General features: G+C 71.7%; 11 protein-coding genes. 4 read left to right on the forward strand and 7 right to left on the reverse strand.

Annotation, left to right across the window (positions count from 1 at the left end; translation table 11 throughout):
- Window positions 1-31: 31 nt before the first annotated feature.
- From ftsH to dacB, 5 genes are all read right to left on the reverse strand, one after another.
- Window positions 32-2,071, reverse strand: coding sequence for an ATP-dependent zinc metalloprotease FtsH (ftsH, locus tag ACZ3HQ_RS09380; protein ID WP_467509118.1), 2,040 nt, complete (start codon window positions 2,069-2,071; stop codon window positions 32-34).
- A gap of 194 nt (window positions 2,072-2,265) precedes the next feature.
- Window positions 2,266-2,826 (reverse strand): hypoxanthine phosphoribosyltransferase, encoded by a 561-nt coding sequence (gene hpt / locus ACZ3HQ_RS09385; protein ID WP_031182761.1) that lies wholly within the window; start codon window positions 2,824-2,826, stop codon window positions 2,266-2,268.
- 87 nt (window positions 2,827-2,913) lie between these two features.
- Complete coding sequence (gene tilS / locus ACZ3HQ_RS09390) at window positions 2,914-4,014, reverse strand: tRNA lysidine(34) synthetase TilS (protein ID WP_467509119.1); 1,101 nt, start codon at window positions 4,012-4,014, stop codon at window positions 2,914-2,916.
- Window positions 4,015-4,207: 193 nt separating this feature from the next.
- A complete protein-coding gene (locus ACZ3HQ_RS09395) occupies window positions 4,208-5,314 on the reverse strand; it encodes a zinc-dependent metalloprotease (RefSeq protein ID WP_467509990.1) in 1,107 nt (368 codons plus the stop codon).
- Between the two features lie 228 nt (window positions 5,315-5,542).
- On the reverse strand, window positions 5,543-7,105 hold the full coding sequence (gene dacB / locus ACZ3HQ_RS09400; protein WP_467509120.1) for a D-alanyl-D-alanine carboxypeptidase/D-alanyl-D-alanine endopeptidase: 1,563 nt from the start codon (window positions 7,103-7,105) through the stop codon (window positions 5,543-5,545).
- A 112-nt stretch (window positions 7,106-7,217) separates the two neighbouring features.
- Here dacB and ACZ3HQ_RS09405 point away from each other — a divergent pair, with 112 nt between their 5' ends.
- Window positions 7,218-7,709, forward strand: coding sequence for an inorganic diphosphatase (locus ACZ3HQ_RS09405; RefSeq protein ID WP_030811306.1), 492 nt, complete (start codon window positions 7,218-7,220; stop codon window positions 7,707-7,709).
- Between the two features lie 117 nt (window positions 7,710-7,826).
- Window positions 7,827-9,482 carry a threonine/serine exporter family protein gene (locus ACZ3HQ_RS09410; RefSeq protein WP_467509121.1) on the forward strand — a complete coding sequence of 552 codons (1,656 nt, stop codon included), beginning with the start codon at window positions 7,827-7,829 and terminating at the stop codon, window positions 9,480-9,482.
- A gap of 11 nt (window positions 9,483-9,493) precedes the next feature.
- Here the strand turns inward: ACZ3HQ_RS09410 and ACZ3HQ_RS09415 are convergent, their stop codons facing one another.
- Window positions 9,494-10,519: a DedA family protein gene (locus ACZ3HQ_RS09415; RefSeq protein ID WP_467509122.1), complete on the reverse strand. Its 1,026-nt coding sequence runs from the start codon at window positions 10,517-10,519 to the stop codon at window positions 9,494-9,496.
- Between the two features lie 150 nt (window positions 10,520-10,669).
- Here ACZ3HQ_RS09415 and ACZ3HQ_RS09420 point away from each other — a divergent pair, with 150 nt between their 5' ends.
- Window positions 10,670-11,035: a YbjQ family protein gene (locus ACZ3HQ_RS09420; RefSeq protein WP_130338306.1), complete on the forward strand. Its 366-nt coding sequence runs from the start codon at window positions 10,670-10,672 to the stop codon at window positions 11,033-11,035.
- A gap of 16 nt (window positions 11,036-11,051) precedes the next feature.
- Here the strand turns inward: ACZ3HQ_RS09420 and ACZ3HQ_RS09425 are convergent, their stop codons facing one another.
- Window positions 11,052-11,813 (reverse strand): MerR family transcriptional regulator, encoded by a 762-nt coding sequence (locus tag ACZ3HQ_RS09425; RefSeq protein ID WP_467509993.1) that lies wholly within the window; start codon window positions 11,811-11,813, stop codon window positions 11,052-11,054.
- A 131-nt stretch (window positions 11,814-11,944) separates the two neighbouring features.
- On the opposite strand from ACZ3HQ_RS09425, the gene ACZ3HQ_RS09430 reads away from it, so the two are divergent.
- Window positions 11,945-13,231 carry an ion channel protein gene (locus ACZ3HQ_RS09430; RefSeq protein WP_467509123.1) on the forward strand — a complete coding sequence of 429 codons (1,287 nt, stop codon included), beginning with the start codon at window positions 11,945-11,947 and terminating at the stop codon, window positions 13,229-13,231.
- Window positions 13,232-13,245: the final 14 nt, after the last annotated feature.

Raw genomic sequence — 13,245 nt, forward strand, 5'->3', positions numbered from 1 at the left:
GGCATACATTCCGGCCAGTGGCCGGGGAGCGTCAGCTCTCGGGGCGGTCCTCGGGGGACGGCTCCGGGACCGGACTCTGCTCGGTCGCCGTGGACTTGACCGTGCTGATCGCGGGCGTCGCGCCGTTCGCACCGTTGGTCAGTGCCAGCTCCCGGGGGGAGAGCACCGGCGGGCGGGTGGACGGCGTACGCCGCGAGGAGCCGGTCCAGGCCGGACGCGGCGGGCGCTTGTGGATCGACGCGAAGATCTCGGCGATCTCCTCCTTGCCCAGGGTCTCCTTCTCCAGGAGCGCCAGGACCAGGTTGTCGAGCACGTCCCGGTTCTCGACCAGGATCTCCCACGCCTCGTTGTGCGCGGTCTCGATAAGCTTCTTGACCTCTTCGTCGACCAGTCCGGCGACCTCTTCCGAGTAGTCGCGCTGGTGTGACATCTCACGGCCGAGGAAGGGCTCGGAGTTGTCGCCGCCGAACTTGATGGCGCCGAGCCGCTCGGTCATGCCGTACTGGGTGACCATCGCGCGGGCCACGTTGGTGGCCTTCTCGATGTCGTTCGCCGCGCCGGTGGTCGGGTCGTGGAAGACCAGTTCCTCCGCCGCGCGTCCGCCCAGCATGTAGGCGAGCTGGTCGAGCATCTCGTTGCGCGTGGTCGAGTACTTGTCCTCGTCCGGGAGCACCATCGTGTAGCCCAGGGCACGGCCCCGCGACAGGATGGTGATCTTGTGGACCGGGTCGGAGTTCGGCGAGGCCGCCGCGACCAGGGCGTGTCCGCCCTCGTGGTACGCGGTGATCTTCTTCTCCTTGTCCGACATGATCCGGGTCCGCTTCTGCGGGCCCGCGACCACACGGTCGATCGCCTCGTCCAGCGCGTGGTTGTCGATCAGCTTCTGGTCGCTGCGCGCGGTGAGCAGCGCGGCCTCGTTGAGCACGTTGGCCAGGTCGGCGCCGGTCATGCCGGGGGTCCGGCGGGCGACGGCGGCCAGGTCGACGTCGGGCGCGACCGGCTTGCCCTTCTGGTGGACCTTGAGGATCTCCAGGCGGCCCTGGAGGTCCGGCGGGTCGACCGCGATCTGCCGGTCGAAACGACCGGGACGCAGCAGGGCCGGGTCCAGGATGTCGGGCCGGTTCGTGGCGGCGATCAGGATGACGCCGCCCTTCACGTCGAAGCCGTCCATCTCGACCAGGAGCTGGTTCAGGGTCTGCTCGCGCTCGTCGTGACCGCCGCCGAGCCCGGCACCGCGGTGCCGGCCGACCGCGTCGATCTCGTCGACGAAGACGATCGCCGGGGCGTTCGCCTTGGCCTGCTCGAAGAGGTCACGGACTCGGGAGGCACCGACACCGACGAACATCTCGACGAAGTCGGAACCGGAGATCGAGTAGAACGGCACCCCGGCCTCGCCCGCGACGGCACGCGCCAGCAGGGTCTTGCCGGTACCCGGGCGGCCGTACAGCAGCACACCCTTGGGGATCTTGGCGCCGACGGCCTGGAACTTGGCCGGCTCCTGGAGGAACTCCTTGATCTCGTGGAGCTCCTCGACGGCCTCGTCACAGCCGGCGACGTCGGAGAAGGTGGTCTTCGGCGTGTCCTTGGTGATGAGCTTCGCCTTGGACTTGCCGAAGTTCATGACCCGCGAACCACCGCCCTGCATCTGGTTCATCAGGAACAGGAACACGACCACGATCAGGACGAAGGGCAGCAGGGTGAGCAGCACGCCGACGAACGGGCTCTGCTTCGAGGGAGAGACGGTGTATCCCTCGGTGATCTGCTTGTCCTGGTACTTGTTCTGCAGGGTCTGCGCCAGTGCCACGCCCTGGTCGCCGATGTAGCTCGCCTGGATCTTCGAGCTGTCCTTGACCTTGACGCCGTCCTTGAGCGTGACCTTGATGGTCTGCTCGTCACCGGTGGTCAGCTTGGCCGACTTGATCTTGTTGTCGTTGATCGCCGCCACGACCTGGCCGGTGTCCACCGTCTTGTAGCCGCCGGAATTGCCGACGACCTGCATCAACACGACCACGGCAAGGACGGCCAGCACGATCCACATGACCGGCCCACGGAAGTATCGCTTCACGTCCATCCACACGGAGCGGTGACGCCCCGTCCCTCCTGCCATAGTGAGTTTGATAAGACAGTTCTTCTGACGGTACCCCAGCCTCGTCGTCCGCAGCCGCACTCGGCGGCCCGGACGGACCACGGCCCGTCTTCCAATGCTCCAACGTCACGGAGCCCGCCGGGGTTCCCGATCTTCCCCGGCGGTGTGCGCCGCTCGGGTCAGCCGCCGTAGACGTGGGGCGCGAGCGTACCGACGAACGGGAGGTTCCGGTACTTCTCGGCGTAGTCCAGGCCGTAGCCGACCACGAACTCGTTCGGGATGTCGAAGCCGGCCCACTCGACGTCGATGGAGACCTTGGCGGCGTCCGGCTTGCGCAGCAGCGTGCACACCTTCAGGGAGGCGGGCTCGCGCGAGCCGAGGTTGTTGATCAGCCAGGACAGGGTCAGCCCGGAGTCGATGATGTCCTCGACGATCAGGACGTGCCGGCCCTTGATGTCGGTGTCGAGGTCCTTGAGGATGCGGACCACGCCGGAGGACTGGGTGCCCGCCCCGTAGGAGGACACGGCCATCCAGTCCATGGTGACGGGGGTGGACAGCGCACGCGCCAGGTCTGCCATGACCATGACGGCGCCCTTGAGGACACCGACGATCAGCAGGTCCTTGCCCGCGTACTCCGCGTCGATCTTCGCGGCCAGTTCGGCCAGCTTCGCGTCGATCTCTTCCTTGGTGATGAGCACCCGCTGGAGGTCGGCACCCATGTCTTTCGCGTCCACCCGCATCACTTTCGGTCGTCCCGCATTTACGGCCGCACCGGCGGCCACCGGCAGGCCCGGCCCCGGCGGAGTCGGGCTCCGGGGGTCGGGATTTCAGCCTTGCCGAATCACCAGTCTGCCACCCTGCCGCCGGGCGACGACCTTGCCCGGCAGATTGATGGCTCCCTGGCCGCGCCAGCCGGTGATCAGGCGGTCCATCTCCTCGATGTGCCGGGCGAAGAGCGAACCGGCCGGAGCGCCCGCCTCGATGGCGGCCCGGCGCAGCACCCGGCGGCGCACGGCGGGGGGCAGCGCGTAGAGCTTGGCGCACTCCAGCACGCCCTCGGCGTCGCGTACGGAGGTCTCGGCCTGGCCGGCCCAGGCGTCCAGGGCGTCGGCGTCGTCGCGGGAGAGCTGGGCGGTGCGGGCGAGCGCCTCCACGACGCCCTTGCCGAGCGCCTTCTCCAGCGCGGGCAGGCCCTCGTGGCGCAGCCGGGAGCGGGTGTAGGCGGGGTCGGTGTTGTGCGGGTCGTCCCAGACGGGCAGCGACTGGACCAGGCACGCCTTGCGGGCGGTCTGCCGGTCGAGCTGGAGGAACGGGCGCCGGTAACGGCCGTCGGCCCCCGAGACCGCGGCCATGCCGGACAGCGAGCGGATGCCGGACCCGCGGGCGAGGCCGAGCAGGACGGTCTCGGCCTGGTCGTCGCGGGTGTGGCCGAGCAGGACGGCGGCGGCGCCGTGGCGTTCGGCGGCGGCGTCCAGGGCGGCGTACCGGGCGTCCCGCGCGGCGGCTTCCGGTCCGCCCTCGCGGCCCACGGTGACGGAGACGGACTCCACGGGGGCGAGGCCGAGTTCGCGCAGTCTCAGGGCGACCTCGTCGGCGCGCAGGGCGGAGCCGGGCTGGAGGCCGTGGTCGACGGTGACGCCGCCGGCGCGCAGGCCGAGGCGGGGGGCCTCGAAGGCGAGGGCGGAGGCGAGCGCCATGGAGTCGGCGCCGCCGGAGCAGGCGACGAGCACGAGCGGCGCGGTGGCGGGGGCGGGGCCCCGGTGGCGCTGCGCGGTGCCCGGCCCGCCGGTTCGGTGGGCGACGGCCACGGCGCCGTGGCCGGTGGCGTGTCCGGTGCTGCCGTGCTCGGCGGCCTGGCCGGTGGCGATGTCGTGGAGGACGCGGCGGACCGCCAGGCGTATCGCCGCGACCGCGGGATGGGGACCCATGTCCGGTTCCCTTCATGAAGTTTCGGGGGACGAGCCCGAAGTCCGGTCACTCAGAGTGCGTCGATGGTGACAGAAGCGGGCCCTTCCCCGAGCATTGCACGCCTACGCATGGCTGACGGTCCCTCGGACGGGTGATTGGAGGGGCGTTTCCCTGCCGTCCACTCGCTCGCACCGCTCGCACCGCTTTCAGGGTTCAGGGTTCAGTCGTGCGGTGGACGCGCGCGACCCAGCCGGCCGGGTCGGAGATCTCGGCCTTGGTGGGCAGCGTGTTGGGCGAGGTCCACACCCGGTTGAAGCCGTCCATGCCGACCTCGTCGACGACCGCGCGGACGAAGCGCTCGCCGTCGCGGTACTGGCGCAGCTTGGCGTCGAGCCCGAGGAGCTTGCGCAGCGCGAGGTCGAGGCGGGAGGCGCCCTTGGCCCGGCGCTGCTGGAACTTCTCGCGGATCTCGGCGACGCTCGGCACGACCTCGGGGCCGACGCCGTCCATGACGAAGTCGGCGTGCCCCTCCAGCAGGGACATCACGGCGGTCAGACGGCCGAGGATCTCCCGCTGGGCCGGGGACTGCACCAGCTCCACCAGCGAGCGTCCGCCGTCCTCCTGCTCGCCCTCGGGGCGGCCCCCGGCGAGCGACTGGGCGGCGTCCCGGATGCGCTCCAGAAACGTCATCGGGTCGACGTCGGTCTCCGCGAGGAACGCCTGGATCTCGCCCTCCAGATGGTCGCGGAGCCAGGGCACGGCGGTGAACTGGGTGCGGTGGGTCTCCTCGTGCAGGCACACCCACAGCCGGAAGTCGTGGGGGTCCACGTCGAGTTCACGCTCCACATGGACGATGTTCGGCGCGACGAGCAGCAGCCGGCCGCCTCCGCCGGGGGCGGTGCCCGCGGGCAGGTCGGGGGCGGCGGGGGCGAAGGTCTCGTACTGGCCGAGGACACGGGAGGACAGGAACGACAGCAGCATGCCGAGTTCCACGCCGGTCACCTTGCCGCCGACGGCACCGAGGACGGCGTTGCCCGCGCCGGGGCCGCGCCGCTCCTGCATCTTGTCGAGCAGGGGCCTCAGCAGCTCCCGGAACCCGGCGACGTTGGCCCGCACCCAGCCGGGCCGGTCGACGACCAGTACCGGGGTGTCGTGGACGTCGTCGGTCCCCATGCGGGTGAACGCCCGTACGTGCTCCTCGGAGACCTTGGCGTGCCGGCGCAGCTCGGCCACCACCGCCCTGGCCTCGTCCCTGCTGATCTCCGGCCCCGGCCGCACGAGCCGCGTCGCGGTCGCCACCGCGAGATTCCAGTCGACCATCCCCTGAGAAGCGGTGCCACCGAAGCTCGTCATGCGTCAACGGTACGTGAGCCCCCGCCCTCCGGGCAGTCCACGAACCGGGCCGAGCGGCCCGCCGGTGAGCCCCGGAGGCCCGGCGCTGACGGGCACCGGTACCGACAAGACGAATCCGAGCCCGCACCGCGTCGGCTGCCCGCTGGGCGCGGGCCGTATCCCGCCGAGGTCGGCCCCCGGTCGAACCGTCGGAGGCTAGCCGCAGCCGCAGTTGGCGAGGGTTGTGGCTGTGTGGTCCAGGGCGGACTGGGCGGACTGGGGGTCGGTGGTGCCTGAGGTGAGGAAGGCGAAGGCGAGGAGGTGGCCGTCCTTGGTGACGACCGTGCCGGCGAGGGAGTTGACGCCGGTCAGGGTGCCGGTCTTGGCGCGGATGAGGCCGGCCGCGCCGCCGTCGGCGTAGCGCTCGGCGAGGGTGCCGGTGAACCCGCCGACGGGCAGGCCGGTGAGGACGGGCCGCAGGCCGGGCCGGGCGGGGTCGGCGGCGGTGGCGAGCAGGGAGGTCAGGAGGTCGGCGGTGAGCCGGTCGTCCCGGTCGAGACCGCTTCCGTCGTGGAAGGAGGCACCGCGCATCGGCAGCCCGAGCTTGGTCAGCCGGGCGGCGACGGCCTTGGCGCCGCCCGCGAAGCTGCCGGGCTGCCCGGAGGCGAGGGCGGTCTGCCGGGCCAGCGCCTCGGCGATGTCGTTGTCGCTGTTGGTCAGCATCCGCTCGACCACGTCGGACAGCGGGGGCGAGGAGACGGTGGCGAGGGTCGTCGCGCGGGAGGTGGCCTTGGAGGGGCCGGGCGGGGTCGCCATGATGCCCGCCTCCTTCAGCAGCCCCGCGAAGGTGCGCGCGGCCTCGGCGGCCGGGTCGGCCACGCGGGTCACCGGTCCGCTGCTGGAGTTGTCCGTCCGGCCCTCGTCCGCGATGAGGGCGGTGACCTCGGCGAGGTTGTCGTTGACGCCGATCGGGTGCCGCGAGGGGCCGGAGTAGAGCGTCGTGTCGTAGGAGAGCGTGACCTTCTCCACGCCCCGCTTCTTCAGCGCGGCGGCGGTGCCGGTGGCCAGGGTGCGCAGGCTCGCCCAGCCGCCGCTCGCCTTGTGCGCGGTGAGGGTGGGGTCGCCGCCCCCGACGAGGACCAGCTCGCCGGTGTCGGGTTCGAGCGCGGTGCGGGTGGTGAGCCGGTGGTCGGGGCCGAGCGCGGACAGCGCGGCGACCGCGGTGGCGATCTTGGTGGTGGAGGCGGGAGTGAACGCCTGGTCGGAGTGGGTGCCGTAGAGACGGCTGCCGGTGGCCACGTCCACGACGGCGGCGGCCTGGCCGTCACCGAGGGCGGGGTCGGCGAGCAGGGGGTCCAGGACGTCCGCGATGCCGCTCGGCGGGACCTTGCCGGACTTCGCGGGCTCCGCGGCCGCGCCGAGCGCGCGCAGCACGGGCGGAGCGCTCGGGACCACGTCCGGGCCGCCCCCCTCGACGCCGCCGCCGTCGTGATCTGCGCCACGTGCGAGCGTGAGGGCGACCGCGCGGTCCCGCTCGGCCGTACGCTGACCCGCGCCGTCGAAGGGGCCGGCCACGGCCACTGCGCCGGCGGCCAGGGCCAGTCCGGCGGTGGCCGCCGAGGCGGTGAAGTACCAGGTCCGGGCGGGCCTGGGACCGGACCGGCCGGGTCCGGGACGCAGGGCGGACGTCAACCGGGCGAGACGCGGTTTCACGATGGACGCGGTGTGCGCCAGACTCGGTCGTAGGGCGCCCGCGAGCCGCTTCACATGCGGTCTCACGGACCGCAAAGGTCCCAGCTCCGGCACGACCACCAGCCCCTTTCGCGATCACACTCCTGCGTGAGGGACACTTAACCACCAGAACTATGCGCTGATCATGGAGGAGCCACCGGTGGAGTTCGACGTCACGATCGAGATCCCGAAGGGTTCGCGGAACAAGTACGAGGTGGACCACGAGACCGGTCGGATCCGCCTGGACCGTCGCCTCTTCACCTCGACCGCCTACCCGACCGACTACGGATTCGTCGAGAACACGCTCGGCGAGGACGGCGACCCGCTGGACGCGCTCGTCATCCTGGACGAGCCCACGTTCCCGGGCTGCCTGATCCGCTGCCGCGCGATCGGCATGTTCCGCATGACCGACGAGGCCGGCGGCGACGACAAGCTGCTGTGCGTCCCGTCGACGGACCCGCGGGTGGAGCACCTGCGCGACATCCACCACGTGTCGGAGTTCGACCGCCTGGAGATCCAGCACTTCTTCGAGGTCTACAAGGACCTGGAGCCGGGCAAGTCGGTCGAGGGCGCCAACTGGGTGGGCCGCCAGGAGGCCGAGGCCGAGATCGAGCGCTCCTACAAGCGCCTGGAGGAGCAGGGCGGTCACTGACCTGCCTTTCCTCGATGAGCGGGCCGCGTCACCCCGGTGGGGGTGGTGCGGCCCGCTCGCGCTTTCACGCGCATACTGAGGCGTAATCGGAAGGTGCCATTCAGGGAGCGGTGCGAGGTGTCGGAGGCGGAGGACCGCAAGCCCCGGTCGGACGAGGCGCGGGCCACGTTCGACCCGGAGATCACGTCCGAGTTCGCCATCCCGGAGGGACTCGCGGTCGCCAGAGGAAGCGGCGAGTCGGAGACGACGTCCGAGTTCGCCGTGCCCAAGGGGCTGGAGTCGACGCAGGCGGAGACCGAGCCGGAGGGTTCGGCGTTCAACACGCCGCGCACGTACAGCGTCAAGGACGCGCCGTCCGCGTTCACCCCCGCGACGGGCGTCCCGATGATCACGCTGATCACGGACGCGCCCTGGCAGGACCGGATGCGCACGATGCTGCGCATGCCGGTGGCCGAGCGCCCGGCGCTGGAGCCGGTGGCGCGCTCCGAGGACGAGGGCCCGGCGGTGCCGCGCGTGCTCGACCTGACCCTGCGTATCGGCGAGCTGCTGCTCGCGGGCGGTGAGGGCGCCGAGGACGTGGAGGCCGCGATGTTCGCGGTGTGCCGGTCCTACGGACTGGACCGCTGCGAGCCGACGGTGACCTTCACGCTGCTGTCGATCACCTATCAGCCCTCCCTGGTGGAGGACCCGGTGACGGCGTCCCGGACGGTCCGCAGGCGCGGCACCGACTACACGCGCCTGGCGGCGGTCTTCCGCCTGGTGGACGACCTCACGGACGCCGAGGCCCACCTCTCCCTGGAGGAGGCGTACGGCCGCCTGGCGGAGATGCGGCGCAACCGGCACCCGTACCCCGGCTGGGCGCTGACCATGGCCAGCGGCGGGCTGGCGGGCGCGGCCTCGGTGCTGGTCGGCGGTGACGCGATCGTGTTCGTCGCGGCCGCGCTGGGCGCGATGCTCGGTGACCGGCTGGCCTGGCTGCTGGCCGGGCGCGGGCTGCCGGAGTTCTACCAGTTCACGGTGGCCGCGATGCCACCCGCCGCGATCGGCGTGGCGTTCGCCCTGGCGGACGTGGACGTGAAGGCGTCCGCGGTGGTCACCGGTGGACTCTTCGCGCTGCTGCCCGGGCGGGCGCTGGTGGCCGGCGTGCAGGACGGGCTGACGGGCTTCTACATCACGGCGTCCGCGCGGCTGCTGGAGGTCATGTACTTCTTCGTCGCCATCGTGATCGGTGTGCTGACGGTGCTGTACTTCGGCGTCCAGGTGGGCGGCGAGCTGAATCCGGACGCGGAGCTGAACATCCAGTCCCGGCCGGTGCTGCAGATCCTGGCGTCCATGGTGCTGTCGCTGACCTTCGCGGTGCTGCTCCAGCAGGAGCGATCCACCGTGCTGTGGGTGACGCTCAACGGCGGTGTCGCCTGGTCGGTGTACGGCGCGCTGCACACGGCGGACTTCTCGCCGGTGGCGTCCACAGCGGTGGCGGCCGGTCTGGTGGGCCTGTTCGGGCAGTTGCTGGCGCGCTATCAGTTCGCGTCCGCGCTGCCCTTCACCACCGCCGCGATCGGCCCGCTGCTGCCCGGTTCGGCCACGTACTTCGGTCTGCTGTCCATCGCGCAGAGCGAGGTGGACAAGGGGCTGGTGTCGCTGGCCAAGGCCGTGTCACTGGCCATGGCCATCGCCATCGGGGTGAACCTGGGTGCGGAGATCTCCCGGCTCACCCTGCGGATCGGCTCCGCCGGCAAGCGCCGGGCGGCCAAGCGCACCAGGGGCTTCTAGGGGGCACGCCCCTACTGGGGGCGGTGGCCGCCCTGGTCGTACCCGTAGGGGTAGGGCTGCTGGGGCTGCTGCGGGTGCTGGGGCTGCTGGGGGCGCCCGTAGCCGTCGTACTGCGGCTGCTGCTGGGGCTGCTGTCCGTAGTACGGGTCCTGCTGCCGGCCGTAGCCGCCCTGGCCCTGGCCCTGGCCGGGGTAACCCTGGCCGCCCTGGGGCTGGTTGCCGTAGCCCTGCTGCCAGTGCTGCGGGGCGTGCGGCTGCTGCTGGGGGGCCGCCTGCTGCTCGTACGGACGCCCGTAGGGGTCCTCGTAGGGCTGGTCGGACTCGATGCGGCGGAGCTGGGTGGTGGAGTCGTCCATGACCGGGGCCTGCGGCTGCTGCTCGTACGCGGGCTGCTCGGGGGCCTGCTGCTGCGCGCGCTTGTTCTTGCCGCGGGCGCGCAGGAACTCGATGGCGATCGGGAGCACCGAGATGAGGACGATGAGGATGAGCATCGCCTCGATGTTGTCCTTGACGATGCCGATGTTGCCGAGCCAGGAGCCCAGCAGCGTCACCCCGGCGCCCCACAGCACACCGCCGATGACGTTGAAGGTCAAAAACGAGCGGTACCGCATCCCGCTGACGCCCGCGATGATCGGCGTGAAGGTGCGCACGATGGGCACGAAGCGGGCCAGGACCAGGGACTTGGGGCCGTACTTCTCGAAGAACTCGTGCGCCTTGGTGACGTTCTCCTGCTTGAACAGGCGCGAGTCGGGCCGGTTGAACAGCGACGGGCCGACCTTCTTGCCGAACATGTAGCCCGCCTGGTCGCCCAGGATCGCGGCGACGCAGATCAGCGCGATGGCCCCCCACAGCGGGAAGTCGAGCTGCCCCGAGGTGATCAGCAGACCGGCGGTGAACAGCAGCGAGTCACCCGGCAGGAAGAAGCCGATGAGCAGGCCGGACTCGGCGAAGACGATGAGCAGCAGACCCCAGATGCTGTAGGTGTTCAGCAGGTAGTTGGGATCGAGCCAGCTCGGGCCGAGGGCGAGTGTCATCACGGGTCCGGGCTCCTGAGGGGGGAAGAGGGCGGCGACGGCGGCTGCGATGCATGGGTGGCCGCCCAAAGCTATCAACGCTTCGTGACGGGCCCAGGTTCCACCGGCCGTCCCAGAATGCACTGTGCGGCGAGCGGGGCAAAGCTGTGCGCCATGGGACTCGAAGACTACGGCGGCGGCCAGGGGCCCGAGCCGGACGTACTGGTGGTGACGGCGAACGACGTGCCCGGACGGCGGGTGGAGCGGGTGCTCGGCGAGGTCTTCGGCCTCACCGTCCGCTCGCGGCACCTGGGCAGCCAGATCGGCGCCGGGCTGAAGTCGATGATCGGCGGCGAGCTGAAGGGGCTGACCAAGACCCTGGTGCAGACCCGCAACCAGGCCATGGAACGCCTGGTGGAGCAGGCACGCGCGCGGGGCGCCAACGCCGTGGTCGCCTTCCGCTTCGATGTCACCGAGGCGGCCGACCTGGGCACCGAGGTCTGCGCCTACGGCACGGCGGTGGTCCTGGCCCGCGAGTGAGCCAGGACCGGGGTGCCTACGCCCCGTGCCGGCCGGCGTTGGCGGCGATGGCCGCGTTCAGGTGGGCGGCGACGCCGGGACCGAGGGCCTCGTAGTACGCGGTGAAGCGTTCGTCGGCGACGTACATCTCACCCAGACAGCGGTGCATCGGGTAGGGACATTCGTAGAACCAGCGGCCGATGTGGCGGCGGTGCTCCTCGGCGAGGTCCATCGCCGCCGGGTCGGTGGGCGGGACGCCGTCGGCCACCAGGGTGGCGTAACGGGCGTTCCAGTCGTCGGACTCGGCGCGCATCCGCCGCCAGTCGGTCTTGGTGTAGCGGGCGGTGCGGCGGCGGGACTCGGCGTACGCCTCGGTGCCGCCCCAGCGGCGCTCGGTCTCCTCGGCGTAACTCTCGGGGTCGTGGTCCCCGAAGACCTCGAAGCGTTCCTCGGGGGTGAGGTGGATGCCCATCGTGCGTGCCTCCATGGCGTGTTCCACGGCCGCCGCCATCCGGCTCAGCCGCTCGATCCGGGCGGTCAGCAGTTCGTGCTGCCGGCGCAGGTGGGCGCGCGGGTCCGCGCCGGGATCGTCGAGCAGGGCGGCGACCTCGTCGAGCGGGAAGCCCAGCTCGCGGTAGAACAGGATCTGCTGGAGCCGGTCGAGGTCGGCGTCGGCGTAGCGCCGGTGTCCGGCGTGCGTGCGCTCGCTGGGCACGAGCAGCCCGATCTCGTCGTAGTGGTGCAGGGTGCGCACCGTGATCCCGGCGAACCCCGCGACCTGTCCCACGGAGAAGCTCAACGTTCCGCGCTCCTTGTCGTCGGCGGCGCCCGGTGCGCCGCCGAGTACACGCTCGGTCCTCACGCCGGGTGAGGTGCAAGGGGGATTCTGTTCGGGATGTTGTGCCGGTTGTGTCCACTTATGGTGAGCCCGTGGCCCAGGACACCGCGCGGCAGCCGCCCCCGACCGCTCCCACGGCCCCGGCACGTGCGCTGCTGCCGCTGATCCTGCCCTCCGTCTCGGTGGGGATCGCCTCCAGCCTCGTCTTCGTCGGGGTGAGCGCGGCCGCCGAGAAGCTCCAGCACGTGCTGTGGGGACCGCTGCCGGACGCGCTGGGGGTGGGCCGGTACTCGGTGCTGTGGATGTTCGTGATGCTCTTCGCCACCGGTGTCGCGGTCGGCCTGGTGGTGTGGAAGGTCCCCGGCCATGCCGGGCCCGACCCGGCCACCCTCGGCCTGGACGCGCCGGTGCTGCCGCCGAAGGTACTGCCGGGGCTGGTGCTCGCGGTGGGGCTGATGCTGGCGGGCGGGCCGAGCCTCGGGCCGGAGAACCCGATCATCGCGGTCAACGTGGGTCTCGCCATGTGGCTGGGGCAGAGGCTGGTGCGCCGGGCGCCGGACTCGCTGTGGCCGGTGCTGGCGGAGGCGGGCACCATCGGGGCGCTGTTCGGCACGCCGGTCGCGGCCGCGCTGGTGATCTCCGAGGCGCTGGCCGGGCGCCCGCTGCGGGGGCGGCTCTGGGACAACCTCTTCGCCCCGCTGACCGCCGCCGCGTGCGGCGCCATCACCACCACCCTGATCGCCCGCCCCACCTTCGACCTGGGCCTGCCGCCCTTCGGCCATCCCCGGTGGAGCGACGTGGTGGCCGCCCTGGTGATCGCCTCGGCGGCCGCCCTGCTCGGCATGTGCGCGGTCTACGTCTTCCCCTACGTCCACACCGCCTTCCGCCGGCTGCGGCACCCGATGCTGATGCTCCCGGCGGGCGGTCTGGTGCTGGGCGCGCTGGCGGCGGCGGGCGGCCATCTGACGCTGTTCAAGGGGCTCACCGAGATGGGGGAGCTGGCGCGGGACCCCGGCGGCTGGTCGGCGGGGCAGTTCGCGGTGATGGCGGTCGTGAAGCTGGCCGCGCTGGTGGTGGCGGCCTCCTGCGGGTTCCGGGGCGGGCGGATCTTCCCGGCCGTGTTCATCGGCGCCGCGCTGGGCCTGTGCGCGCACGCGCTCGTCCCGGCCGTGCAGCCCTCGGTCGCGGTCGCCACGGGCGTCCTGGGCATGCTGCTGGCGATCACCCGGCAGGGCTGGGTCAGCCTCTTCACCGCCGCCGCCCTGGTCTCCTCCCCCGCGGTGCTCGCCCTGCTGTGCATCGCCTCGCTGCCCGCCTGGCTGCTGGTGACCGGGCGCCCGCAGATGCAGTTGCGCGCGGACGGTACCCCGATCCGCTGAGATCTCCCTGATTT

It is taken from the genome of Streptomyces sp. NPDC018263 (assembly GCF_055562575.1).